Origin of the sequence: Bacillus sp. RO1 (assembly GCF_012524115.1) — a bacterium.
GTDB lineage: Bacteria > Bacillota > Bacilli > Bacillales > Bacillaceae_I > Sutcliffiella_A.
Genome location: NZ_JAAZWB010000084.1, coordinates 1 through 25087 on the forward strand (window position 1 = coordinate 1; position 25087 = coordinate 25087).

General features: G+C 33.8%; 27 protein-coding genes. 9 read left to right on the forward strand and 18 right to left on the reverse strand.

What is annotated here, in order from left to right; genetic code table 11:
* Positions 1 to 210 precede the first annotated feature (210 nt).
* The 8 genes from HC179_RS15050 to HC179_RS15085 all read left to right on the forward strand — a co-directional run bounded on the left by HC179_RS15050 (position 211) and on the right by HC179_RS15085 (position 10535).
* The gene (locus HC179_RS15050; protein ID WP_168865047.1) at positions 211 to 678 is read left to right on the forward strand and encodes a DUF4306 domain-containing protein; all 468 of its coding nucleotides are present in this window, start codon (positions 211 to 213) and stop codon (positions 676 to 678) included.
* A gap of 210 nt (positions 679 to 888) precedes the next feature.
* The gene (locus HC179_RS15055) at positions 889 to 1365 is read left to right on the forward strand and encodes a hypothetical protein (protein ID WP_168865048.1); all 477 of its coding nucleotides are present in this window, start codon (positions 889 to 891) and stop codon (positions 1363 to 1365) included.
* Between the two features lie 495 nt (positions 1366 to 1860).
* Entirely contained in the window at positions 1861 to 2373 is a 513-nt protein-coding gene (locus HC179_RS15060; RefSeq protein WP_168865049.1) for a TlpA disulfide reductase family protein, read from the forward strand.
* Positions 2374 to 2996: 623 nt separating this feature from the next.
* Entirely contained in the window at positions 2997 to 6674 is a 3678-nt protein-coding gene (locus HC179_RS21040) for a KAP family NTPase (protein WP_240948546.1), read from the forward strand.
* A gap of 400 nt (positions 6675 to 7074) precedes the next feature.
* A complete protein-coding gene (locus tag HC179_RS15070) occupies positions 7075 to 7953 on the forward strand; it encodes a tyrosine-type recombinase/integrase (RefSeq protein WP_240948547.1) in 879 nt (292 codons plus the stop codon).
* 6 nt (positions 7954 to 7959) lie between these two features.
* On the forward strand, positions 7960 to 8790 hold the full coding sequence (locus tag HC179_RS15075) for a tyrosine-type recombinase/integrase (RefSeq protein WP_168865050.1): 831 nt from the start codon (positions 7960 to 7962) through the stop codon (positions 8788 to 8790).
* Between the two features lie 12 nt (positions 8791 to 8802).
* Complete coding sequence (gene xerA, locus HC179_RS15080) at positions 8803 to 9684, forward strand: site-specific tyrosine recombinase/integron integrase (RefSeq protein ID WP_168865051.1); 882 nt, start codon at positions 8803 to 8805, stop codon at positions 9682 to 9684.
* 14 nt (positions 9685 to 9698) lie between these two features.
* The gene (locus HC179_RS15085) at positions 9699 to 10535 is read left to right on the forward strand and encodes a tyrosine-type recombinase/integrase (RefSeq protein WP_168865052.1); all 837 of its coding nucleotides are present in this window, start codon (positions 9699 to 9701) and stop codon (positions 10533 to 10535) included.
* Between the two features lie 49 nt (positions 10536 to 10584).
* Here HC179_RS15085 and HC179_RS15090 read toward each other — a convergent pair whose 3' ends face one another.
* From HC179_RS15090 to HC179_RS15175, 18 genes are all read right to left on the reverse strand, one after another.
* On the reverse strand, positions 10585 to 11076 hold the full coding sequence (locus tag HC179_RS15090) for a hypothetical protein (RefSeq protein WP_168865053.1): 492 nt from the start codon (positions 11074 to 11076) through the stop codon (positions 10585 to 10587).
* A 48-nt stretch (positions 11077 to 11124) separates the two neighbouring features.
* Positions 11125 to 11934 (reverse strand): DUF3800 domain-containing protein, encoded by an 810-nt coding sequence (locus tag HC179_RS15095; RefSeq protein ID WP_168865054.1) that lies wholly within the window; start codon positions 11932 to 11934, stop codon positions 11125 to 11127.
* Between the two features lie 358 nt (positions 11935 to 12292).
* Positions 12293 to 13519 carry a protein kinase family protein gene (locus HC179_RS15100; RefSeq protein ID WP_168865055.1) on the reverse strand — a complete coding sequence of 409 codons (1227 nt, stop codon included), beginning with the start codon at positions 13517 to 13519 and terminating at the stop codon, positions 12293 to 12295.
* A 316-nt stretch (positions 13520 to 13835) separates the two neighbouring features.
* Positions 13836 to 14000 carry a hypothetical protein gene (locus HC179_RS15105; RefSeq protein WP_168865056.1) on the reverse strand — a complete coding sequence of 55 codons (165 nt, stop codon included), beginning with the start codon at positions 13998 to 14000 and terminating at the stop codon, positions 13836 to 13838.
* A 217-nt stretch (positions 14001 to 14217) separates the two neighbouring features.
* Positions 14218 to 14952 (reverse strand): hypothetical protein, encoded by a 735-nt coding sequence (locus HC179_RS15110; protein WP_168865057.1) that lies wholly within the window; start codon positions 14950 to 14952, stop codon positions 14218 to 14220.
* A 169-nt stretch (positions 14953 to 15121) separates the two neighbouring features.
* Positions 15122 to 15514 carry a hypothetical protein gene (locus HC179_RS15115; RefSeq protein WP_168865058.1) on the reverse strand — a complete coding sequence of 131 codons (393 nt, stop codon included), beginning with the start codon at positions 15512 to 15514 and terminating at the stop codon, positions 15122 to 15124.
* Positions 15508 to 16359, reverse strand: coding sequence for a hypothetical protein (locus HC179_RS15120; protein ID WP_168865059.1), 852 nt, complete (start codon positions 16357 to 16359; stop codon positions 15508 to 15510). Before HC179_RS15120 ends, HC179_RS15115 begins: the two co-directional genes overlap by 7 nt.
* Positions 16356 to 16967 carry a hypothetical protein gene (locus HC179_RS15125; RefSeq protein WP_168865060.1) on the reverse strand — a complete coding sequence of 204 codons (612 nt, stop codon included), beginning with the start codon at positions 16965 to 16967 and terminating at the stop codon, positions 16356 to 16358. The genes HC179_RS15120 and HC179_RS15125 overlap by 4 nt, the downstream gene beginning before the upstream one ends.
* 132 nt (positions 16968 to 17099) lie before the next feature.
* Positions 17100 to 17621, reverse strand: coding sequence for a hypothetical protein (locus HC179_RS15130; RefSeq protein ID WP_168865061.1), 522 nt, complete (start codon positions 17619 to 17621; stop codon positions 17100 to 17102).
* Positions 17622 to 17651: 30 nt separating this feature from the next.
* Positions 17652 to 18386 (reverse strand): hypothetical protein, encoded by a 735-nt coding sequence (locus HC179_RS15135; protein WP_168865062.1) that lies wholly within the window; start codon positions 18384 to 18386, stop codon positions 17652 to 17654.
* A 24-nt stretch (positions 18387 to 18410) separates the two neighbouring features.
* Positions 18411 to 19484 carry a hypothetical protein gene (locus HC179_RS15140; RefSeq protein WP_168865063.1) on the reverse strand — a complete coding sequence of 358 codons (1074 nt, stop codon included), beginning with the start codon at positions 19482 to 19484 and terminating at the stop codon, positions 18411 to 18413.
* A gap of 55 nt (positions 19485 to 19539) precedes the next feature.
* Complete coding sequence (locus tag HC179_RS15145) at positions 19540 to 20286, reverse strand: hypothetical protein (protein WP_168865064.1); 747 nt, start codon at positions 20284 to 20286, stop codon at positions 19540 to 19542.
* Positions 20287 to 20307: 21 nt separating this feature from the next.
* On the reverse strand, positions 20308 to 20922 hold the full coding sequence (locus tag HC179_RS15150; RefSeq protein ID WP_168865065.1) for an HNH endonuclease: 615 nt from the start codon (positions 20920 to 20922) through the stop codon (positions 20308 to 20310).
* 145 nt (positions 20923 to 21067) lie between these two features.
* Positions 21068 to 21445 (reverse strand): hypothetical protein, encoded by a 378-nt coding sequence (locus HC179_RS15155; RefSeq protein ID WP_168865066.1) that lies wholly within the window; start codon positions 21443 to 21445, stop codon positions 21068 to 21070.
* Positions 21446 to 21447: 2 nt separating this feature from the next.
* Complete coding sequence (locus HC179_RS15160; protein WP_168865067.1) at positions 21448 to 21669, reverse strand: helix-turn-helix domain-containing protein; 222 nt, start codon at positions 21667 to 21669, stop codon at positions 21448 to 21450.
* 106 nt (positions 21670 to 21775) lie between these two features.
* Positions 21776 to 21988, reverse strand: coding sequence for a hypothetical protein (locus HC179_RS15165; RefSeq protein ID WP_168865068.1), 213 nt, complete (start codon positions 21986 to 21988; stop codon positions 21776 to 21778).
* Between the two features lie 37 nt (positions 21989 to 22025).
* Positions 22026 to 22412, reverse strand: a complete 387-nt coding sequence (locus tag HC179_RS15170) for a DUF4257 domain-containing protein (RefSeq protein WP_168865069.1) — start codon at positions 22410 to 22412, stop codon at positions 22026 to 22028.
* A 263-nt stretch (positions 22413 to 22675) separates the two neighbouring features.
* Positions 22676 to 22966, reverse strand: a complete 291-nt coding sequence (locus tag HC179_RS15175; RefSeq protein WP_168865070.1) for an AbrB/MazE/SpoVT family DNA-binding domain-containing protein — start codon at positions 22964 to 22966, stop codon at positions 22676 to 22678.
* A 677-nt stretch (positions 22967 to 23643) separates the two neighbouring features.
* Here HC179_RS15175 and HC179_RS15180 point away from each other — a divergent pair.
* Complete coding sequence (locus HC179_RS15180) at positions 23644 to 25008, forward strand: replication initiation protein (RefSeq protein ID WP_168865071.1); 1365 nt, start codon at positions 23644 to 23646, stop codon at positions 25006 to 25008.
* Positions 25009 to 25087: the final 79 nt, after the last annotated feature.

The window sequence follows — 25087 nt, forward strand, 5'->3', positions numbered from 1 at the left end:
TGCCCAAAATCATCCTTATTTTCAACATCTAACCACACTTCAAATGTTATGAAAAATTAAACCTTATAGAAATATTGAGAATAAGCGAGAAAACAAGAGTTATCTCTTTCTTTATAGAGGGAGTTTAATGGAATACGGTTAAAACTTTACGTACTTAAAAAACGTCTAAGTATTATAGGGGAATTGGAAATTATGTATGGAGGTTTTAATGTGAATAGGTTAATAGTTCTATTAGGAATTGGTTTAGTTTTCTTTCTTTTTTCAACCTTAGCAACCTGGTATGAAGGTGCCGAAATTGTGGATAGACCCTTTGAATGGAAGTATTCAACTCCTTTCTCTGGTTCGGTACAAAAAGCTAGTGATATTTCAAGACTTGATTACTTTGTTTATGCCGTAAAGTATAAACCGACCTTCCCAGTCGTGATGGCGTTAAGTAGTATATATCTAATTATCACTGTCGGGTACTATACTTTAAGAAGCAAGAAAAATGTTTTTGCGATTTTCCTATCATTTATAGCAGTGGTACTGTTTGTATTAGGGTTGAAAATGGTCTCCTCTGTTACTGAAGGGGCTCAGATTATATCCTATGTCTTACTATCTTGTAGTGCACTTTGTCTTATCGCAGCTCTTTTCCAGTATGTAAGACCAAAGGTGAGCTTTTTAGAGAGGATAGATTAAGGGACAATTAGATTATTACTATTTGACCAACTTAGAAATTCGGAGTTTCCATTATCGTTATATGGATTTTTAACTCAACAAACTAGGAGCGATTGCAGCAGTCGTTTCTAACTTAAAAAGAAGGCAGTGGACTCTAAACTTTAAATTAAAGAATGAAAAACTAATCGTTTGATGATTTTTTGGTATTGCAAAAAAAAACGGGGTGATAAAATGGAAGGATTTTCACATTATTTAGATTTAACTAATCCATCAATAAATACAAGCAAAGAAAGTTACCGCTTTAATTTAAATAAGAAAAATTGGAATAACGTAGTAAGTTATTGTCTAAGAAAAGCAGATTGTTTAATAGTTAAGTACTGGGCGGGAGATTTAAATGTTTCAGAAGAATTTCAGGTAAGTACGAAAGCATATAAGTTATTAGAGCCATACAAATTAAATGAAAAACCAATTGAACAAGGTATGCGTGCTAGCTTTTATAGAGTTGACGCTGGGGTAGAGGATATTTTATTAAAATCCAAATCACCTAGTATTCCTACGGAAGTATTTGATTTTCAATTACTAAAAGGAAATGAGCTACTGTTACACTCTTTTAATAGTGGCTCGAGTTTGTTTTTTAATGTTAATAAAAATGAGTTGACCGATTTGTTACAAATAATCGCTTCAGAATATATTGTCAAAATTAGATAAAGAGCATCATATGTATTATTTCTCACTATACACAACCTATTAATATTGAATTGATAAGAGCAATTACTTGTTGATGTTCGCAATATTGTAAGTTATTAAAGACTTTGTGTTTCTTTTTTTATTGCCCTTTCAAGACTATTTAATAAGTTTACGTTTAGCAATGTTGTTTTCCTTAAATAAATTGAAATGGAATAAAAGGTCTTCAACAATCTAGGAGCGATTACCCAAGTAGCGGTTCGCTCCTTAAATAAGTTTTAATAGTATTTACCGGATACCTACTTGCTTGGCTTACAGGAAATAAAACATAACTTTGATAATTTTATATTCCACCTTTTAGAGCATATAAGAAATGCTTCGTTCGGTTAAAACTATTTATTGTTATCAATGTAATATTTTTAAATATATTAATAATAAGTAATGGAGAGATTGAGTACAAACTTATTTGTTATTAAAATTAGAGGAGGACCATATCAAGAGGAAGATAGGGGATTGAAAATGAAAAAAATGATAGGTATTTTGATTATTGTTTCATTAGTTATTACGGCAGTCTATCTACATTTTACTGATAAACAAAATAGTGTAGCAGGTAATAGCCCCGGTGATTCTGCAACTGATTTTGAATTACAAGCATTAGATAGTACACAAACAAGTCTATCAAGTTATAAAGGGAAACCAATCATACTTAATTTTTGGGCTTCTTGGTGTGAGCCTTGTGAAAATGAAATGCCTGAGTTAGAAAAATTCCATACGGAATATAGCGAAGAGGTTGTTGTAATGGGTGTTAATATTACCAGTCAAGAAATAAGTGAGCAAAGTGTCCGAAATTTTGTAAATGATTTAGATATATCATTTCCGATTTTATTAGATACAGAAGGTGTTTTTAGGCATTATCAAGTCTTGAATTTACCTACCACATACTTTATTGATTCAAATGGAAAGATAGTAGACAGTTATCCTGGAGAATTAACGTTCGAGATATTAGAAAAATATAAAGCGAAACTGAAATAAAATAATTGAATAAAACCAAACAATTTATTTTAGTATATTCCGCAATCTAGGAGCTTTTCTTTAATAAGATAATATTATAAGATCTTCAACAATCTGGGAGCTTAATTAAGATAAAATAGAGCTCATCGTGAAAAAGGCTTGTACCCGACTGTCTCCTTTTGAAACATCCAGAACAATCACTGGGTTCATCTACCAATCTGCTCCTATAATAATTTAATTAGTCGGTAACCCCTAAGCTCCTTGTAATGCCATAAGTTCGCTTGGTTAATGGGATCCATGTCTCAACCAGCTAAAACATGTTTATACAAGTAGGGGGCGAACAGTTTTACTGACGTCAAATCCCACAAGCGCTACGCTCTACCCCGACTACCGCTATCATAAGACCTTTCAAAAAAGGTCAACCAGAATAAGAGGAGAAGAGGCTGACCTAATAATACGCTCGAGCGCAATCCATATAAGGATATGTGCTTGTTTTCATTTTTGGACCATTTGATTGAGTAAATATATTTATTAATCACACTAAATTTTTACAAATGTTATTATTAAATTAATAAAAATGATGACTCTGTATGCAAAGCGTCGTACAGCGAACCTAATAAATTTATAGTATAGTAGGTGTACTAATGAAAAAATGGATTATCCAAGCGTTAACGAAACTAACCAACAGCCTTACCAAGCTCCAGACCAAACTAGCTACCGGTGAAAACAAGCCTAAAAGTTTGTTCGAGGACTTAACGCCAAGCACTGACATTGATGAAAATGGTAAATATGCAGAGGCAATATCTTGGGGCTTGGAGAATGACAATGTGAAGAACATTGCATTGACTGGGCCATACGGTTCAGGAAAGAGTAGTGTACTTAAGACGTATGAAAAAAAGCATGGAAATACGTACCATTTTTTAAATATCTCGTTAGCAACTTTTCAGCCACAAGAAGGGAAAAACGAAGAGGATGACCTAGAGAAAAGCATCCTCCAACAAATGATATATCGAGTCAAGGATCGTACCATTCCCTTTTCGCGATTCAAGCGCATTAAGCATGTGAAAAATCGCAGTATTATTCTTTTTCTCACATTATTGGTAGCCTCAGTGACAGCTAGTATCTATCTATTTCAACCAACATACCTAAAAGACAACTTTCAGGGGACTCTACTTCAACAAAATTTCATTAGTGGACAACCTTTAAACATCTTATGGACCTTTTTTCTGATTACAGTCACCTTGTTGTTTCCATTTGTCTTTTTAAAAAATATTTACAGCTTGATCCGCGGCAATCTAAACTTTAATAAAGTGACAATTGCCAATGCGACGATTGAAAAAAATAACGTGGATGCTCAATCCATCTTTGATAAATACCTCGATGAAATTCTTTATTTCTTTGAAGCTACTAAGTATGATGTTGTAATTTTCGAGGATTTGGACCGATTTGATAACTTAGTTATATTTGAGAGCTTACGAGAGTTGAATGCGCTTATCAACAACTCCGAGCAAATCAAACGGAGGGTTGTGTTTATATATGCCGTTAAGGATGAAATCTTCGGTGTCGTCGATAAGGACAGCAGCAAGATGCAAGATACGATTGACTTCAGCAAAAATCGCACGAAATTTTTTGATTTTATCATTCCTGTCATCCCGATTATTAACTCCTCAAATTCGATAGATAAATTAACGGAGAAAATTGACAAATTAACGTACACAGACAAAATAGACAGGAGTTTCTTAAACGATGTGACGATTTACATAGATGATATGCGGATTTTAAAAAATGTTTTTAACGAATTTATTATTTACAAGGACAAGCTTGGGGGCATCGACCTTGATTTGAATAAACTCTTAGCTATGGTCATCTATAAAAATATCTATCCGTTTGACTTCTCGCAATTGCAATATAAGAAGGGACTTGTCTACGATGTTTTACAAAATAAATCCGTGATTATTCGCACTCGAACGCACACGCTAGAAACGGAAATTGAAACGCTAGAGTTAAAGATTAAAGGGACAGAGCAAGAAACACTGACTTCATTAAGAGAATTGCAAGTGAGTTATTTAGATGAGTTAGGGATTTATAAACCGAATAGATACCAGAACTATGCTATTAACATTGGGGCAACAAGCTATAACAATAACAATAGCTATAACGAACAAAATTTTTTCGATAATCTGAAACAGACAGACAGAGTTAACTATAACTTGCCCAACCGTGGTAGCGGTCAGACCAAAGCCGAGCAAATCGCGACTGTCTTCGACACCAAGCAAAACTACTTTGAGCGAGAGGAATATATAAAGATACGTGAAGAAGACAGAATAGATCTCCTCAAGGAAGAATTAGCCGAGCTAAAACAACAAAAAACAGAAACTAGCGCCAAATCCTTGAAAGAATTAATCGAAGAAAGCGACCCTAAAGATGTTTTCTCGGAGGGTATTTATGATAAAAAGCTGTTAATTTACCTGCTACGTCATGGATATATTGATGAGATGTATAACCACTATCTCACTTACTTCCATCCAGGTAGCTTAACTGAAACAGATATGAAATTCATCTTTAGTGTCAAAAATCATGAACCGTTAGAAGCACATCATTCTCTGAACAATATCGATAAAATTATTGAACGTTTGAATGGTAATGAATTTAAACAGGTGGAAATCCTCAATTATTATTTACTTAACCATCTGATGGAAAATAGTCATCGTGAAACTTACCAAACTTTTTACGACACCATTATTACCCAGCTAGCCAACGAAAAGAAAGAATCCATCGATTTTATTGACGGGTTCAGGCGAACAGCGACGCAAAAGAAACGGTTTATCCAATCCATCTGTAGAAAATGGGACAATATATGGCATTTTATCGAGAAGGAATCTAATTTCTCAGCGGAAGAAAAGGATAGTTATGTATCTGACATCCTAGCCTTTGCCAACATAGACGATATTAAAAAGATTAACAAAGGAGAGAAACTATCAGATTTTATCGCGCGACATCATGATTTTCTAACAATAGCACCAACAGATAACAACAAACGGATGCAGATATTACTAGAACTGGATGTGAAATTTCTGGGCTTGGAAAAACTATCGAGCGATCAGGATCTTATCGATAATGTGGTTGAAAAGGAGTTATATAAAATTAATCCAAGTACATTAGCAACCATCCTTGGAGTAACTATGGAACAATTATCTTATTCTTTCATTAAGCAAACGGATCGACAAGATGTCCAAAATTATATTGATTCAAATATAGAAATATACGTAGATCAAGTACTTTTAAAAGTGGCGATCAAGGAGGAAACAGAGCATGCGCTGATTGATTTATTGAATCGTAAAGATGTCTCAATGAATCTAAAAGAAAAAGTTATTGTAGAGCAACCTGTAGTAATTTCCAATATCGCCAATATAAATCATGAAATTTGGCCAGTGCTTGTTAGTTTCAAAAAAATTAAGGTAACCTGGTCAAATGTGGTAGCTTATTTCCAAGAGGGGGAAAGCTTTGATGAGGATTTAGTTAACTTTCTTAATAACCCAGAAGTTGCAAGCGAGCTATCTAAACATTATATAGGGGATGCAGAGAAGTTTGATATAGATACTGTGGAAAAAGTATCTGAAGCAATTATAAAAAATCAGGAGATTACAGAAGAGTCCTTTGAGGTATTAACAAGCAGCATCTCAAAATTCAGCTACTTTCCAGTTGATTCCATACCTATGAAAAGAGTAGAAACAATGATAATTCAGGGTGTGCTAAAACTGAGTAATGAGAACTTTCAATCATTGAAAGCAAATTACAACAACCTTGTTTGCTTATACCTGGAGGAAAATATAGATCAATTTATTGAAAATATGGATAACTATCCGTTGGAACATGATAGTGTGGTGCAGCTATTTCATTCAGAGCGCGTCCCGGAAAAGTATAAAATCCGTTTGATTGAGGGACTTGACGTAGCTGGCTTATTAAAAGAAGATACAGCATTTTTTGAGGGATTGGCTGACTTTATCCTCGAAAATCATGTGCAAGTATCCAAGGAAGTTTTTGACTGGCTAATGGCTGTTGATATGCGTGTTGATAATAAGCTCATTCTAATCAGTAAGCGAATAGAAGAGTTTGATTTTGTTACTATTACAGAATTGTTAACAAAATTGGGTGATCCCTATGCGGAGATAGCTGAAAACGGAAAGCGTCCTCAAATTAGGAATAATGAAGTGCACCGAAAATTTGTTCAGGCTCTTGAGGATAAACACTATATATCTTCATCTCGAGTAAATGGAAGAAATATCAGGATTAACACCAGGTTTAAAATGGAAGAGGTTTAGAGGACGCCGATTTTTTTCAGCTAACATACTGGGCTAACTAGTTGCCAGGTTTGTTGTTCAAATCTCTTAATGTTTTAAGTATGCGAACAGCCTCCAAGTTACCTTTTTAAAACTTGGTAATAAAACAGAATGATCATTTTTTAGATATAGAGATGAATAATTAGAACAGTATTCAACATTCAATTAAAGAGCGCTATCCTCAAACAAGGATTAGCGCTCATTTTTCATTTTCGGACGAAATTTATTAAATAAGCCTATATATTCTTTATCTTAATCGACATGGAGATATGATTAGTGTTTAATTTCCAAGCCAAGGTCTGCATGGATTCAGAGTATAAAAAAGAGATTATTAGTTAAAGATTATCATACGTAAGCACTTGATAGAGAAGGAGGTTCATTGATGAGAGAGTATTGGAAGAGTGAGATTAAGGAAGAATCAACGAGGACGATTATGAATGAATATTTGCTAGGTTTAAAACTGGCCAACAAATCAGAAAAGACTATCAGAAATTATCGTTGGTTTTTAGAACGATTTTTCGCAGAGTGTACAGTTCCTTTAAAACTATTAACAGCTGAAGAAGTGAGAAAGCATTTGAAACAGTTTACTCAGGGAAAAAAGGAACGGACAGTAGACGCTTACTTATCCGCACTGACTTCATTTTTTCAATTTTGTCTAGCTGAAGAGTACCTAGAAAATGTAGTAATTAAAAAAAGATGGAGACCTAAAATCCCACAGTCCTTGCCCAAGTATTTAAATGAAATGGAATACTCTAAGGTGAAAATTGTGGCGGAGAATTTGGCTCCTCGTGATCGTGCGTTAATTCTATTTTTATTTTCGTCTGGTTGCAGGAGTTCAGAAGTTTCTACCCTTTTAATCCAAGACGTCAATCTAGAAAAAAGAACAGCAGAGGTAACTGGGAAAGGAAAGAGAATTCGAAATGTACACTATTCTGAGGAGTGTTCCATTGCCCTGAACGAATATCTTCACTCCAGACCCTATAAGAAGGAGGAACCGCTATTTATATCTCATTCAGGTCAACCTTTAACCACCTACACTATTTATTCCATTACTAGAAAAATTGGTACTAAGGCTGGACTACCAAAAACGTTACATCCGCATTGTTGTCGTCATACGTTTGCAACGAACATGTTAGCAAGGGGAGCAACCCTTGAATTAATAGCGGATGAATTGGGACATGTAAACTTGAATACGACACGTATTTATGCACGTATTTTATCGGAAGATATTATTTCCGCTTATCAAAATAAAATGGGGTAGTGAATTATGAAAACAGATGTAATCCAATCGTTTTTGGAAGATAACCGCTCTCGCTATAGCGCGGAGACATTAAGAAGTTATAAACTTTCCCTCCATCAATTCTTTTCATTTTGCAGGAAAAATTACGATGAAGTGAAAGCGACAGATATAAGGGCATGGCTTGCTTCCATGGTGGAAGAAGGTCTGAGTAAAAATACTATTCATATTAAGCTAGCAGGCTTAAAATCCTTTTACCAGTATTGTATAGAAGAGAATATCTTGAAAAACCCCCCTACGTTAACTGTAAAAGCCCTTAAAAAAGATGATTCTCTACCATACTATCTAAGTAAGCGCCAAGTTGCACAACTTCAAGAATTAACAAAGGGGGATTATCAATTCCGTCCCATTATTGAAACCCTATATGCCACAGGAGTGAGGGTTAGTGAGCTATTACACATCAAACTAAAAGAAATAAAATGGGATACGCGCCAAATATGGATACATAAAGGAAAAGGAAATAAAGAACGTTTTGTCCTTTTTACCCATGATTGTGCAGAACGGCTAAAGTGGTATCTCGACAAGCGGGAAGTTTATAGCGAGTATTTATTTTGTAATCGAAGAGGGATGCCGCTACACCGGGAATATATTCAAAAAAACTTTCGTAGCTTCTCCAAAACACTTGGTTTTAAAATCACCCCACATACCTTGCGTCATACCTTTGCTGCCCATTTAGCGGAGAAGAATATGCCACAAAGTTACATTCAGGAACTTCTAGGCCATGTTGATATTAATAGTACCCGCATTTATACAAGACTGATGGAACATGCACGAAAAAAACAATATGATCTTTACAATTAAAGAGGTGAAAGAATGAGTAATTACTGGGAATTAACGAAAACATTACCCATAAAAGTCAATCAAGAAATCGTAGGAGAGTTTTTAATGAGTTTAAAAATATTAAACAGAAGTAAAAACACGATTAAGGTCTATCGCTTTTTTCTAGAAAGATTTTTTGGAGAAATGAAGGAGCCATTTACGTTGTTATCCTCCCATACAATCCTTGAATGGTTCCAACATAATGAAGCACATCATAGTCAGGCAACACTAAGACTACGATTAAGTATCCTTTCTTCCTTTTATAACTTTTGTGTAGCAGAAGAGTTGGTGGAAGTATCTCCTGTTAAGAGTAGATGGTTTCCTCGCCTTCCTCAATCCATCCCGAAGTATCTAGAAAAGGGGGAAATTGCCAAAATGCGAAGCCAAAGTGAGTTAATGTCCCTAAGAAATCAGGTGTTAGTTGAATTTATGCTTACGACGGGATGTCGAGTAAGTGAAGTTAGTGAGTTAAATAAAGAGGATGTAGATTTAGAAAACCGTATAGCACGTGTAGTCGGGAAAGGGAAGAAAATTCGCTATGTTCATTTTACCGAAAAATGTGCCTATCTATTGGAACGGTATTTCTCTGTTAGACCTACGTTCCCGAATAGCCTTTTTATTTCTTGGAAAGGAAAACGTTTAAGTGTTCGAACTATCCAAGATATTATCAGGAAGATAGGAGAGGATGCGGGCTTGTCCTCCAGTTTGAACCCACATCGTTTGCGCCATACATTTGCTACAGAATTATTAGCCAAAGGAGCAGAGTTGTCATTTATTGGAGATGAACTAGGTCATCGGGATATTAGGACCACCCAAATCTACGCTCGTCTTCCGAAAAGAGAAATCATGGTACTATATCGAAAATATATGGGATAGGAGGGGCTTCCTTGATGACACTACAAACATGTTTGACGCAGTTTAGAGATGAGTATATGTTTCGATTGGAAGAAACCACCTTATATTGTTATCTGCTAGCGGTTAATCAACTCATCGAATATGGTAATAAACCACTTGAGGAAGTCATGTCTAGTGATATTAGAAGGTGGATGTCTTTTTTAGATGCACGTGGATATAAACCGGTCACCTTAAAAACAAAACTAGCTGGCATTAAGTTATTTTTCAAGTTCTGTGTGGAAGAAGGAATCCTTTCCAAGAATCCAGTTGAATCCATACCTTATCCAGAAGTAAATGATACATTGCCACATTACTTACAAATGAGTGAATTAGCGCTGTTACGAACAATCTTGAAGGGACGAATAGAGGAAAGGGCAGTTATTGAGATATTTTTTGCAACGGGTGTACGATTAAAGGAGTTAGTTTCAATGAAAAAGGAAGAAATTTATTGGCCAGATCGCATGATTACCATTCCTAAAGGGAAACGTAAAAAAGAAAGAATCGTCTTATTTACAAGAGAGGCCGGAGAACATTTAAAAGCCTATTTAGATGTACGTGAGGATGAGCTTCCATTTGTCTTTGTAAACTATTCGAGAACAGGTGAGATGTGCCCTCGTACCATTCAATCCAGATTTGATAGTTATTCCAAAAAGCTGGGAAGACATGTTTCTCCACATACGTTACGTCATACATTCGCAGCACATTTATCAAGAAGAGGGATGCCCTTTATGGCCATTCAAACACTGCTAGGGCATAATAGTCCTCATCAAACCCATTTATATACACGGCTTTATCATCAAGCACGAAAAGATATGTACGATGAATGGATGTAAGTAGTATGCGTATAATACAATTTTAACGAACACATGTTCTTTCTTGTTGTTAGCTTCGTGCCGTTTTGTTTTTAAGATTCTTTGCTTTTAGCTTTGCTCTTCCTTCGCTTAATAAATGATATAGCCCCAATAAGGTAGCAGCTGTGGCGAATTCAACGTAAAATTGTCCATTATTAAGTATGTACAAGATTTGTTCTGAAGTTGATAAAGATTGTTTATCTAATCTGTATAAAAGTGGGATCAGTTTAATACAAAACCCATAATAAAAAATATATACTATTACTCCTATTAGAATTGAGTAAGTAGCGATAAACGATACTTTATCGTTTATATAAGACCTGAAATTGTCCCATTTCCCTACAACCTCTTTGTTAGGGTTATGTGCTGATTTCAAGGTTAAGTAGGTAATAGAGCTGCCGGCCAATATACCAATTATTACAGAGGCCATAATATTCATACCTACTATCTGCAGAATAATTGGAAGGAGTATCAATATATATACGAAAAGAATAAGATACACCAAGATTGTTTTGTTTTTCATATTTTATCCTCAATATTTTTATAATCTGTATTTAGGTCAATAAGAAAGTTAAAAGTTTTCTATGTTTGAATTTATAAAGATTTTTAAGTAGCTATCAAAATTGACTTCAACTAGCTCGTGAGCACTGCCCCATTCATAATATTTAATCCGACTAAGAAAGGTGCTGAAAGCTGGTTCAGCCTTAAGCAAAGAAATAATAAATTTATTCTTTTCTCTTGTTGAACGGGTAGTCGATTCTTCATTACGGATGATAGTGCGAACAATCCCTAATAATATATCCGTAATTTCTATTCCAACTTCAGTTTGTTTTGGGTAATAATCAACTTCTTTGATCGTGAATCTTTCACCTCGATAAATTGATTGTATATTTAACTGCTGAAAAAGCTGAGTCCTTAAGTCATATTTATTATTATGATATTGTGAATCATCCTCAATAAAAATTTGAGTATCAAGATGAACATGAGAGCCGTATCCACGTAACAAGCCATAAATTATTCGTTCAGGAAACTTCATGAAAATTGTTTGATCAGCAATATCTGGATACATATTGGCTAATTTTTTTGAGTTTTGCTCAATTTTAGATTGATTGTATGAGATTACGTTCATTGTCAAAAGTCTTTCGTCTTTAAGAATAGTACGTAATATCTTCCAAATTTGATTCCTTTTTTTACTGTCACCGTTATAATCGGTCCAATGAAGTTTTGAAGTTTTAATGATCTCATTGAGTTCCTGAATAGCCGATGAACTGTAATATTGTGATGGAATGAGTAAGCCCGCCATCAAGTGAGGATGTTTTTGATTTTTACCGCTTTCGTCAAAGAAAACTTTTATAGAATGGTTAGAAAATGGTTGCTGCATATAGACGCCTCTTTACACCTTTATTTTTATAGTGGATAATGGTATTATTAATATTACGAAGTAATATATTAGGGTATAGTAATACATAACTTGTTGCGCCCTATAATTAGCGACACGTTATTTATTGCTTTGGTGTACTACTCACTGTGCCAATTAATTAACGGTGCGTAGCGCTAATACCCAAGTAAAAGGACTAGAAATTATTTCTAGTCCTTTTATTATAACAAACATACATTCTCTTGGTCTACACATCTTTTCGTTAAATTAGAATTTCACGCAAAGATTAAGAGAGGCCTCTTACCTTGTATTAAATAGGTTTTCATTTTTTTCGGTAAAAAATTTTATCTCTATAATTAGCTCACTTCTGCATTGTTAAAATATCTTTTTTTAGCGAAGGGAAAACTTTTTCCATCAAAACACCTCTTATTTCACCAACACTTACAAATCTTCCTTCTTTAGCTCCAATACCTCTTAATATAAATTTTTTCAACTCAATATTTTTTTCTTTATTATAATTTGAGGTGCGGCCAGTAAGTAAAAAATAAACAACTTTAGATAATGCATAAGTTTCATGTCTTATTTCATAATTTTCAAAACCTATAAAATCTAAATCAGAATAGTCATTAATAGCCCCTTTTACTTCCGTACCTACTCTTGTTAATTTACTTTCAGGACGTTTTACTAATCCAAAATCACAAACTTTCAACATAATTCGATCTTCGTACTGTTTAATTAGTATATTTTGATAGCTAATATCGCGGTGTAATATTGCTTTTGAATGAATGTATTCAAAAGCTAACATCAACTGATTAACTAACATTCTCCTTGTTTCAAAAGAAATAGAAGCGTTATTATATTTATAAAATTTTTCTAAAGTTTTATCAGCAATTTCCATAGTGTACTCATGTTTGTGGGTATTATATTTATAAGCCTTGATAATAAAAGGAGAGTCAAAAGACTTTAATAGTTTATATTCAAGCTCAAACCTTTTTAATTCATCTTCTCTGAGATTAGGTTTCGCTCTTTTTAAAGCAAACTCGGTTTCATAATGGGGGTCGGTGTATTTAAAAACCGTAGCATATGAACCTCCACCTATTTTCTGAATAGCTAACGAGTTAAAAGTAGATACTCTTTCTATTTCAGTGACATCTAGTTTAGTAAAGATAGGTTTACCTTCAATAATATCTATTCTTTGAAAATCATCTGGTATAGAACTACCACCGCTTTTTGTAAGAAAATCCCTACATTTCATTATTAGATTAGAGTAATAGTCATCTAATTTAAATCTATATTCTATAAATTCATTTGTGGTAGCCTGAAAAATTTGTATTTGTTCAATTATGTCTAATAGCATTCTACTTTCATCTGCATTATAATGGCCACCATAACCTGGATTATTTTTATGGTTCATAAATGAAAACAAATCATTAATTGTACTATGAAATATCGAAAGAATTGAAAGTTGCTGAGAATTAGAAAACACAGAACTGTAAAAGCCTTTATACATAATAGCTTTTTCAGTTTTATATTGTTTTTCTAGTTGATCTAATTTTATTTGAAAGAAATTTTCTATATGGTTGGACATAAATTACCTCGTTTCCATGGATTAAAAAATATTAATTTGACTTAGTAAAATTCATAAGAGGCAAATTAATTGCACCAAATATTGTCTTTTATTACACTATTTCCCCTTAAATTTTCAATTGTTAATGGAGTTATGTTCTAATTATATAAGGCCACTATGATGTTGATGTTCTATTCTTGTTACCAATCTAATTTCCGAACCTCTTCAACCTCTATGATCAGAGGTTTAATGGGGTGGAAGAACCCATCATTCATTGTGATGTGTAGAATTTCAGACAAACTCTTCTTCTCGTGCTCTTTAAATCTCATGTGGTGATTCAGATGTTCTCAAGTTTCAAGTAGTTGAATGAATCCTCGAACAGAATCGGGAAAGTTATTTTCATGTAGTTTGGTTTGAAAACCTCGACCTTCTCAACCTTCTTCTTTCCTTGGTCCACCAGTATCGTCCCAGCATCCTCTCCGATCTTTATCAGTACCTTCATGTTTAATCTGTCTCCTTCCTCAACCTTCTGATCTCTTTGTGATTCATTATCCTGCGCCTATGAAAATACTTCAATTAAGCAGAAAAAAGCTTTTAAAAATAAGATTATGCCTCTTGCTATAATTGCAGTGCTATTGACAATGCCTGTTGGCAGCTTTAAGTATGTAGGAATTGCTCTTGGCTAGTAATTCCATATAATAGGATATTTATAATTTAAATTATCTATAACGTTCTTCAAAGTTTCTCCAAATTTCGTCACTCTTTTCACTTGGAACTTCTTGAATTATTTGTGAATCAAATAATATTTGAAAGGTAGTTGGATCTATAATTTTTCTAATACCGTTATTAAAAGGATCATTAATAATTCTAGTTAGTGTGTTTGGCTCCCCCATATCTAACAAGATGGAACCACTATACCTAATTTCAAATTTTTGTTTAAAATTTGCTATTTGCTTTGCAGCTAATGGACTATAAACCTGTGCTACTCCTCCAGGGCCAAATCGATACTCCTGTGTAACTATAAATTTTCCGGCGATTGCTTGCCAAGAGGACCATTTTTCTTCATTTTCTTTATAACGTATCTCAAAAATATGCTTAGTTTGTTCAACCATTGATTTATTAGCCAAAATGATAATTTTGTCTCCCAAGCTTTGCATATTTCTCGTAAATGATCGAGATTTTCGATAAGTAGTATTATACATTTCATAATTACAAAGATTCTCTTTATCTATTTTAAGAATATTACTCATTTGCTCATCCTTAATATGGTTAAAACAATCATAGCACGCTATTTCAATTGACCGAACAAATGGAGTATCACTAAATTCTCCATTTTCAAATTGAATGATATCATTTAAAACATTTCTCCCAGAGGTCATGTTTTCTTTCCAGATTTCATGTGCATCCAAATTATCTGTAGTAAAATCAAAAAGTAGAGCGGTAATATTACTCATAATTAATCTCCTTTAGGAACGTATTTAAACTATTACATATTTATTCGAATAGAAATTCTGCCAGTATTGATTTTGTAAGGGATTGACGTACTTTAGAATGTCAAACTTTTTTGATTTAATGTTCTCCACTGCACTGAGTGAGTTTGAGGGTTTGCTAGGTCATCCCGTTTTATCTTGCATTTAAGGAATTGATATAAACAAGATAGCAAGCAAAATCTCCAAATCTCTTTCTATCTTTTTCTATAGTTCCCAACTTATCAAACCATTCTGCACTCCAGTCTTGTTGCTTCATATACGTTGCAATTATTTTTAGGTTTATCATAAAATCATTGTGTTGGTGGGTTCTACTATTATCAATATCTCTACGCTCTTCCAATGACTTCACACTCCATAGAGCACGAGTATTTGCATAAATGATAGCAGAATGGATCATCTCTTCCCAATACTCCTGGAACTCACTATCCGTAATCTTTGCAGACTCCAAGATTTGAGAATGGATTTCTTCTGCTTCTTGAAGAGGTAAACTATCTTTTTCCTGAAGATAATTTTTATACGTTAACATAAACATCTCTCCTTTTCCTTTAGAGCGATAAACAATCTTTTAGAGCGTTTTTCAATCCTAACATTAACCTTCTGCATAAACTCCAAAATTCGCTTATATACAATCTCATCTTTTTGGGCTTGATTAAGTTTGTTAACATTATTTCTATCAAACGAGTCGGGTAAAGGGTATTCTAATGAATGGCCTTCCCAAAATTCTATTGCATCAGCAGTAAAATCTTGCATGTGATAATCAGTTACAAAGTTATCAAAAGTACTCCCTAGAAAATTTTGTAATGATATTAATGTTAAATCCCAATAATCTTTAGTTGGTGTAGCACGGCCTACGTTGTATCCTTTTGGCAATAACGTCATATTTCCTAGTGTATGTGTTAATGTAGCAAAGCGCTTTACTTCGGGGAGGTTGTTAATTTCGGTATAGTGATTAAATACTCTTTCCGATAAAAGCCAGTCATACCTTAATAAATATTTTTTATTTTTGTTGTTGACGTTATTAAAATCTATACCGCGCTTATTACAAAAGGTAATAATATCATTATCCCAGAAGGACTTATCAAAAGATCTTAATAAAAGCCTGTATGTGCTATAAAAAGAGTTCATCGTATCTGAATCTAAATACTCTAATTTTTTGTTAGAGTATACATTAGCATGTATCTCTAAAATAAGATTGCATCCGTCACAGTCGAACTTTGCTTTTTTTGCTTTTTCTTGATAATCCTTTCTGTAAAGAAAGAATTTCTTTACAGGGTGTGATTCCATTTGAACTGCGCTTGTTGGTGATTCATTTTTAAAATCATAATTAACAACTTCTTCTTCACTTAACCTAATAAATTTTTGTAGTTTCAAGTTCCTACCCTCATTTCTTTATATTTTGTCCAATAAGCATATACAACCAATTTTATTACGTAGCCCAAATTCACTGCCCTTTTTGCTCCGGCATAGGTGTTTAAATCCATGAATTCCCTTTGATATGCTTCTAGTCCTCTCAGGACATCTATATCAAGAGCTATTCTTGGAGTTACACCCTTTTTATTAGTATCGTATTTAGTCTCTAATTCTTTCATAGTCTTCGCTAGAGTTTCCCATTCAGATTTCGAATAGTGTGTTGTAGCCAAGTAAGCCTTCTCTAACACACTTCCAACAGTAATATTTAAAGTTAAACTCAAACTAGTTCCTGCTAATTCTTCATAAAAATATTGAATCAGTTTTTCTTCCAAGTTATCAATTAAACCTTGTCTAATTTTTTCCTTTAATGTAGTTTGTTCATCCAGTATTAACTCATCAATCCATTCTTTTGTTTCTGCAGCCATTCTTACTGTTTTGCTCTCTTTTTTCACAGTTCTTCTCCTTTTTGTGTTTTTAGTGTTAACACAATTATATATATGTGGGATATATATTGCAACTCCTTTAAAAAATAATTTACTAGTTCTAATACACCTACTTACTACTCCCACAATCTAGCTCATAAATCCTTTTTATAGCTCGCCATAGTTCTATGGTTAAATTTAATATTTTTTCAGAGAAAAGCTTACGGCTAGTTTAAGTATCACTAACCTGACTACAAATAAAATAGGCGCTGATCCTTGTTAGAGGATTACGCCCTTTTTTAACATATAATCTTTATTATGAATCACTAACTCTATTCCAGCCTCTTCATACCGGGCCATTATATTTTTAAGATCCCAATCATCTGGCATTGCAAAATTGTTTAACCGCTCATTTTCTTTTTCAGTTATTGTAGCAGTCCATAAGTATCTGTCTAACTGGGTGATAATAAATTCAATGGTCAATGTCTTTTCTCTAGCTCTGTGCTCGCAAACCTCTTGGATGTACTTCGTCTTAGGAACAATGTGTTCGTAAACCAAGCCTGCGCAAGATTTGTTCCTTAAAATTTCTAGGGCGTTTATCGTAATATAATCAGTTGAATAACGCCGGTCTTTCCAACCTCTAGGCTGAGTCATATTAATTAAATATATATGAAGGTTAGCTAAAAATTTTCTTTTCCCCTCCCTAGCGCCTGCCATGAAATACTCGTTATTAAAATCTAGGGATTGGAGGTATTTAAAGTAGGTTTCTGCAATAATTTTAATCAATTCTTTTCTTCCCATTATAGTTGTCCTTACCTTCCAATTTTAAAATTACAGATTTTGATTGTCCGTTGCTTCTTCTATTGCAATTGTTATAAATGAAATAAATGTTAGGCACCAATGTCTTAACACAAAAGTGGTTAAAGGAGACAAAACTACTTTATCTTCCCTATAAAATTGTTGGACGGAATCTCTTTGTTTTGCTTCCATTTTCTCTTCAAGGCTGTGAATTTTGGAAAGATGTCGCTTTCTTAATTGTCCTTTTGTATGCACTGTAGCATGCCTGATTTGTCTTAAATGCTCATATGTATTAAGGAAATCCTCAAACTTAAACCCTTTTGGATTTTTATGTTCTTTCAAAAAAGGCAGCCTAACGATCAGATCAACTGGTATCCCCTTATCCCCCCACCTAATCATTCTTTTAATTTGTTCTTCAGTTTTTTCGGGTTCTTGGTGAGCTATAGACAGTTCATACAAATCTTCCATTAATCCGTCTAGAGTAGCAATTGTAGCCACCAAATAATCTTTTGCAAGCTTCAACCCTAGCTTATGCTCGTATTGTTCGATTAACTGCTTTTTTGCAAAAATTGTTCCAATATCCGTTTGCAGTTTAAGGTCAGTTGGTATATTTGCTGTAGTATCAATTGTGATTCTAGATGTCTTGGAATGATAATAAGACGCTGCCTTGTCACAAGAGTTTAACAATAAGGCCGTCTGATTATAATTATCCATTATTTCCTCAAATCCATTACTCAAAATAATGGCTGCTTCTTCTTGCAATCCCATCCTATTCATCCCCTATATCTGTTATTAGAATAAGTACATTTGCTGATCCTCTTCCAACTTAGCGCCTGTCAATATAAAATAGAAACAATTCTCATGATTATATGTTTGTAATTTCAACACACCTTCTGCTTCTAACATTTTCATGAATAATTGAACACCGTGACTAGATGAATATAACTGACTATCGGCTCCATATCTATTAATTAATTCCCAGCAAACATTCAATGTATCTACTTCTACAGATGGATGTTGATTAATAATTTCTATGATAGCTTCCTGGTACTTCTTATTTAGAGATAACCTAATTTTACTAATATCTATTTGAATTCTATTTTTTTGACGTTCGGCCAACAGTGTCTCTGTTGCAGCTTTTTTTTCCTTTTCTGCTTGTTTGGCTTGCTCCAGCTGTTCCAATTCGGTTTTCATAGAAGATTCTATCTGGACTGCTTTTTGCAAAGCCTGGGACCTTTTTTTACCCTCCTCCTGCTTCTTATAAGCCCGCTCCAATATTTGTTTATCTCTCTCTTTCAGATGCTGCCTAATTTCAAGTCGAAGCCTCTCAACCTGCCGCTCAAGTAGGGGTATACCTTGATTTAGGTGCTCTGCAATATCAGTCGGAAAAACAAAGTCCATAGGTATGTCAGGTAACCATTCCGCTTCAAGCGTCCAACCATCTACCATTTTAAGAAGAACCTCATCCAATTCATAATCAATTCTTTCAAAGCCTTTTATTATGTCTCTTACTAGCTCTGGTTCAATCTGAGTATGTTCTTGGAAGTGTTGAATACCAAATGCTTTCACTTCTCCAGTTAAGGTATTAGACACTTTATATTGTCTACGAAGTTGTCTACCACATGCACAATAGAGTGAATCATTGTGCCAATTAGGGCCAGCATCTATATAATCTATTAATTCCCAACTAGCAGCAGCTACTTCTACTTCTTCATCCTCTACAGAACTGGCTTTCCAGTTCGCGATAAGGTTGGAAAATAGAGTTTTCTTTCCTCTCTTAAGAAATTTTAATAGGTACTCTCTTTGAGAATCAGTAACTGATCCCAATAATTCATCACGTTCTTTCTGTGAAAGTACTTTCTTCACTTCTTACTGCCCCCTATTACTATTCAAAATTTCATTGAAATACCTAACTTAAAATTCACAGCCAATGTTTTTTTACCATTTCTAATAAAGGGCCGAGTTCCTCTTTATTTATTAAAAATAGCTGGGAAGATCCATGAGTTACCTTCGTTTTATATAAGAATCTAGTTTCCTTACAAAGAACCCTCTCGTTCGTTTCAGGAATAATACCAAGTTTTAATACAATTTGTTGTTCTATAGAAACAGGTATGTCAAGTTTGAGACTAGAAATTAATTCTTCCTCGTCCAGCCATTCTATGTTTTTAAACTTATCTTTATCCATATCGACATTGTTATTATGTTGTAAAAACATAGCAGTAAGATGATTATATATTTTGTTTTCCGGATCCAGATTCCCATAATCATTATCTAGAAAATCCTCTGATTCGTGCTCTTCATCGAAAAAGTCATATTCTTCTAATTCTTCTTCATCTTCATGTGAAATAATTTTATTCCAGGCACCGATAAAGAAACCTTTTATATCTTCAAACGAATCAAAAATAAGATGTACTTTCCCCCCTAATTCTTCCTCATCAATTTGCAAATAAAATTCTTGATTGTAAGGATCGAAACAAATATGAGCTATTGTAAATGCTTCGTCCAAATCGTATAGTTCAATGATAGGGTGTTTATGTCCTATATCTTTTTTAAATATGACACTGTCATTTAATACTTCATATAAGCGATAACCTCCATCAACTTCAAAAGTACTATCGTCTTCTAGTTGGGTAAATACTCTATTAAACCAATCTAAATTTTCTGCCATTTAAATGCACCTCTAACATTCTTATTTATCATATATGTATTTATTGTTTTGATATGAAAGAAAGCTTAAATAAATTTCATGTTTTAACATCAGGCTACAACCTTGGATCTCACCCTTGAAGTGAGTGATTTCTAGTGAATCTGGGTTAATGAAAATGCTTCCATGATCTAAGCACTTATGACAATTTTGACAAACCACAAGCATATTACCTTCAACATCTGGACCCTGTTCCCCCATTGGTCGAAGATGATGAGTTTCTGTAAAGTATTCTCCAGGCTTTATTTCAATTCCTTTTTTTGAGCAGATTTGACATGTATGATTGTAGAGTGCTTTTAATTTATTGCTTTTATGTTGATCTCGGTAATAATAATCAGTTTTTACTTTTACATTATTTCTTGCAATAGGAGCAGCTCCCAATGAGTCATCAATAATCCCTAGAAAAACAACTTTCGTTTTAGAAACTTTATTATTGGCTCTCTTACTATTAATTTCAGATAATCTTGCTGGTAAGCTATTATATTGTCTTTCAAAGTATATTCTTGTAATCTCTTCTATCTCTTCTCTATGTTCGCCATAAATATCCTCTTCTTCTCGCATTTGCAATTCATTGTGATCAAAGAAATCATCTTCATTCAAATAGCACATATTTTTCTCCTCTTCTCTAGCATAAGATAGAAATAGATGGGATATTAAAATCAAGCAAATCACCAAAAATTCCTTCACATATACTTATCATTGAGAAAAGAAAAATCACACACTTAAAATTAATTCTCTTAACCTGTTAGCTATAATGATTTCGTTTCTCTGCTTCCAAGACGATACTGTTTATCTTCTTTTTTAGACCCTTTTTTCCCCAAGGAGTAAGAGCCCTTGTCATTCGCCACTTAAGAAACTCAAGTTCTTCTTCCTCTTCTTTGGTTAAGAGGTCCCGAACGGTAGGTGAATCATAATCATAACCGTCCGTATTCTTGTGGAGTGGAATTAATGAAGGGTTTTCCTTGTAATGACGTTTGGCTGCAGATTCCATGAGATGTGTAATCTCTCGATTATAATGGTCTTTGTCTTCAGCATTCTCAATATCCAATTCTAGGATCTGACTTTGGTAATGCTTTATCATGTCTAACTCTCTAGGGTTTAGGATGCTCTTCCACTTTGCCATTTTTATCCCTCCTTGTTTTCGGTATCCTGGCTCCCATAAACCTCATCTAACGCTTGTTCCGATAGTAACCAGACTCTACCTTCTTTTTTTATTAGTCCCCGCTCCATTTGATTTTCAAATTTACCATACCGCACTATATCGTCTTTCAACGTACTGTAAGGTATATTTCTTTTAGCTGAAGCGGTTGCTGCTGTATATATTTCAGCGAGAGAAAACTTGTTCATCTTAATCACCCTTACATAAATTTACATACTAATTATACGTCTATATAGACGTATGAGCAAATAAAAAAAGCTAAAGAGGAATTTCCTCTTCAGCTGCATGTCATTCTTAACTAAAATATCTTACCCTCTGCAGTAAATTATTTGTTCTTACCCCTCTTTGATACCGGTCCTCTGCCAATCGGATTATTTTCTTGACTTTCATCCAGGTAAATATTAACCCGATCAAACTTCTTGAAGATTCCATTGATTCCCTCAGCACGTTGATATGATTAATTTCTTCCTCTGTTAGAATATTTTTAACTGCGACCTTATGTGCCATAGTTAATATTTCTCCTTCCATTCATAAATAGAGATATTTACGATGATTTTTTATTATTGTCTTTCTCTGGCATGGTAATCTCTTTTTCTAATGACTTCGTGATATTGTCATTAGTGATTTGATTAAACATACCAGAAAGATATTTCATCACTTTCTCCGCATTAAGAGCACCTAATAGAGCAACAAGGAATACCCTAAATGGATCTCCTGGATTTAACGCTAACACAAGTGCAAATGCCCCAAATGCAGAGTCCATACAATCATAAAGGAATCCTAAATCCCAAGACTTTCTTAACTTTCTTGGTCGTTTAATGGCTTTGTACTTTCTTGCATGCAAATACAGTCCAATAAACCCTCCAAAAAATCCACCTACCAATGGCTGTAGTAAAACATCTACCGCTTGTAACATAAATTGTTCTAACACTATTTTCACCTCCTAAAATATACTGGCTTTCTTTTTATTGCAGATATTTTAAGACAACAAAAAACGCCCTAGGAGTGAACTTTGATTTATACTTTCGTGCATCTATCAAAATAGAAACAAGAAGTATAAGAAGTTCGCCCCAAAGGACGCTAATTAGTAGTATTAAAATGGCTGCTAACCTATAGTAGGTTGCATAGAAAAAAGAAAGGAAATAACTATACTTTTATTATATGGAAATCATTACTAATGCACAATCCTTTTTTCTATGCTTTAACTGGCTCCTTTATTAACTCTTTCAGTTCTCCTACTATTTCCATTGCGCTTTCTCTACTTAAAATGATTTTTCCCCCAGCTAAGGAAATGTTGGTTTTATCAACTTTACCTGACACAAAGCACTCATTGTTTGCCTGATATTTTTTGAGAATTATCTTATCGTCATTAACAAATATCTCTATTGGATCTCCAATGTTTATTTCTAGTATCCTTCTAAGCTCCATAGGAAGGACAACTCTTCCTAACATATCAACCTTACGTGTAATACCAGTAGATTTCATGTAAATCACTCCCTTTAGTTACATTATATAACATTGGAATGTAATTTCGAGCTTAATTTGCTATTGATATTCTATTTGAATACAGTGTTGTAAATTAATGAAAATTTATAAGAGAGAATGCAACAACTATTTTGTTGTTTTATACACTATTTTAATATGTTTTAATGATTTAATTGTTTTATTGTTTTAAGGTGTCGAAAAGCCTTGATATATAAAGGTTAAATCTAGTAAACTATCACTATTTTTGCGTAAACCCTCACTTTTATTGCGTGAATCATCACTAATTTTGCGTTAATCCTCACCTTTATTGAGTGTAACCCTCACTAATTTTGCGTTTAACTATCACTAATTTTGAGTGAAGTATCACCTTTCTTGCGTCAAAATATTAACTATCACTAATCTTGCGTGTTCACTTTACTTAGGAGGAGTAACTGTCACTAATTTTGCGTTGAATTACCCCTATTTATCTATGTTTCTGATCGGTGGATATTAATGAAGTATTAATATCACCAATCTTGCGTGTCTTAAAGGTAGTATCTGGATGCTATACGGTAAAAACCTTGTTGTGACGCAAAATAAGTGATAGTTAACGATTTTATGAAAATAATCGCTCTTTTCTCTTTATTAAATTATCACTTTTCAATTATACTAGTGATAGATTGTGAGGAGGTATGGTTTTGGGAAAGACGACAGAAGTACAAGCCGCTCCATATGAATTGGATATCAAAAACTGGGTTACAAAGTCTAACCAGTTAATTGAAGCTACATACAAGCTTTCTTTACAAGAACAGCGAATACTATTGGTTTTAGCAAGTAAGGTCCAGCCAAGCGATGAAGAACTAAAGGCTTACAAATTCCGTGTGCAGGACTTTATGGACATTGTAGGAACGAAACCAGGTACAGGCTACTACTCTCACATTAGGCAAGTGGTAAGTGATTTACAAACCAAAACTTTAACCATCAAGCAAGGTACAAAGACAATGGTTGCTAACTGGCTGATAACGGCTATTTATGAAGATAACGAAGGCAGCATCCTTTTAAAATTCAATCCAGACCTAAAGCATCTGTTTTTAAATTTAAAAGAAAAATTCACGTCCTATCAGCTTGAGAATGTAATTAAGTTACAGTCGATATATTCCATTCGTATCTATGAACTTCTTAAGCAATATCTAAGCATAGGAAAACGCCACTTCACTATAGAAGAGCTTAGAACTTACTTGGCTATAGAGGAAGGGAAATATAAACAGTACGGGCATTTTAAAAGTAAAGTTCTGAATGTTGCAATGGAAGAATTAAAGGTAAAAACGGATCTCTCGTTCACATTTGAAGAGCATAAGACGGGTAGAAAAGTTACGTCTATTACTTTCTATATAAAAGATCGCAGGAAAGAGAAAGGAAACTTGCTTAATGCAGAGGTGAATGCAGAAGAGGAAGTTCCTGCAGGAGAAGAACCCTCTGGCATTGAGTGGCCAGAAGAGCTTCAAGAAATAAGTCTAAGTATGCTAGACTTAGGTATTGAAAAAGAGAAAACTAAGTATCTTTTAAATACATACCCAAAGGAACAGCTTGAGAGAAATATTGAATATGTAAAACTCCAACAACAGAAAAAGAATATTGATAACCTAGGTGGCTACTTATTTAATGCTATAAAGATGGATTATGCTAAAGCTAAAAAGTCTTCTGTACGTACGTCCCGCTTTGTTAGTGATCATGAAAAATATGAACAACAAGATATGTTTGCCCAATCAAACCTAAATGAAAAAGATACACTTTACATAAAAGAATATGGTGATACAGCTAAGTTTGAAGCGCATTGTCTATCCGTAAAAGGCCTTAAGGAGAGACTGGCCAAACTTTCTAAAAATGAGACTAATATTGTATATGAGAGTATTGTAGAGCTTGTAGAACAAGACATACAACGACTTCAAGATAGTGACCAAGGATTTAGAGACACAAGTGAATTCCAAGACAATTTCATTAAAAATACTTACGAAGACGTACTGCAAAGGCATACTTCAAATGAAAAAACAACTACGCTGTAGATAAAGTTGTTTAATGTCGCTATAATAAACAAAAGCCTTACTACATTAATATGTAATAAGGCTTTTAAAAGTTGTTTAA

Excerpts from the sequence above, each read along its gene's own strand:
- HC179_RS15055 (WP_168865048.1), top strand. The coding sequence starts at position 889 with ATGGAAGGATTTTCACATTATTTAGATTTAACTAATCCATCAATAAAT.
- HC179_RS15060 (WP_168865049.1), top strand. The coding sequence starts at position 1,861 with ATGAAAAAAATGATAGGTATTTTGATTATTGTTTCATTAGTTATTACG.
- HC179_RS21040 (WP_240948546.1), top strand. The coding sequence starts at position 2,997 with ATGAAAAAATGGATTATCCAAGCGTTAACGAAACTAACCAACAGCCTT.
- HC179_RS15070 (WP_240948547.1), top strand. The coding sequence starts at position 7,075 with ATGAGAGAGTATTGGAAGAGTGAGATTAAGGAAGAATCAACGAGGACG.
- HC179_RS15075 (WP_168865050.1), top strand. The coding sequence starts at position 7,960 with ATGAAAACAGATGTAATCCAATCGTTTTTGGAAGATAACCGCTCTCGC.
- xerA (WP_168865051.1), top strand. The coding sequence starts at position 8,803 with ATGAGTAATTACTGGGAATTAACGAAAACATTACCCATAAAAGTCAAT.
- HC179_RS15085 (WP_168865052.1), top strand. The coding sequence starts at position 9,699 with ATGACACTACAAACATGTTTGACGCAGTTTAGAGATGAGTATATGTTT.
- HC179_RS15090 (WP_168865053.1), bottom strand. The coding sequence starts at position 11,076 with ATGAAAAACAAAACAATCTTGGTGTATCTTATTCTTTTCGTATATATA.
- HC179_RS15095 (WP_168865054.1), bottom strand. The coding sequence starts at position 11,934 with ATGCAGCAACCATTTTCTAACCATTCTATAAAAGTTTTCTTTGACGAA.
- HC179_RS15100 (WP_168865055.1), bottom strand. The coding sequence starts at position 13,519 with ATGTCCAACCATATAGAAAATTTCTTTCAAATAAAATTAGATCAACTA.
- HC179_RS15105 (WP_168865056.1), bottom strand. The coding sequence starts at position 14,000 with ATGAAGGTACTGATAAAGATCGGAGAGGATGCTGGGACGATACTGGTG.
- HC179_RS15110 (WP_168865057.1), bottom strand. The coding sequence starts at position 14,952 with ATGAGTAATATTACCGCTCTACTTTTTGATTTTACTACAGATAATTTG.
- HC179_RS15115 (WP_168865058.1), bottom strand. The coding sequence starts at position 15,514 with ATGTTAACGTATAAAAATTATCTTCAGGAAAAAGATAGTTTACCTCTT.
- HC179_RS15130 (WP_168865061.1), bottom strand. The coding sequence starts at position 17,621 with ATGGGAAGAAAAGAATTGATTAAAATTATTGCAGAAACCTACTTTAAA.
- HC179_RS15135 (WP_168865062.1), bottom strand. The coding sequence starts at position 18,386 with ATGGGATTGCAAGAAGAAGCAGCCATTATTTTGAGTAATGGATTTGAG.
- HC179_RS15145 (WP_168865064.1), bottom strand. The coding sequence starts at position 20,286 with ATGGCAGAAAATTTAGATTGGTTTAATAGAGTATTTACCCAACTAGAA.
- HC179_RS15155 (WP_168865066.1), bottom strand. The coding sequence starts at position 21,445 with ATGGCAAAGTGGAAGAGCATCCTAAACCCTAGAGAGTTAGACATGATA.
- HC179_RS15160 (WP_168865067.1), bottom strand. The coding sequence starts at position 21,669 with ATGAACAAGTTTTCTCTCGCTGAAATATATACAGCAGCAACCGCTTCA.
- HC179_RS15165 (WP_168865068.1), bottom strand. The coding sequence starts at position 21,988 with ATGGCACATAAGGTCGCAGTTAAAAATATTCTAACAGAGGAAGAAATT.
- HC179_RS15175 (WP_168865070.1), bottom strand. The coding sequence starts at position 22,966 with ATGAAATCTACTGGTATTACACGTAAGGTTGATATGTTAGGAAGAGTT.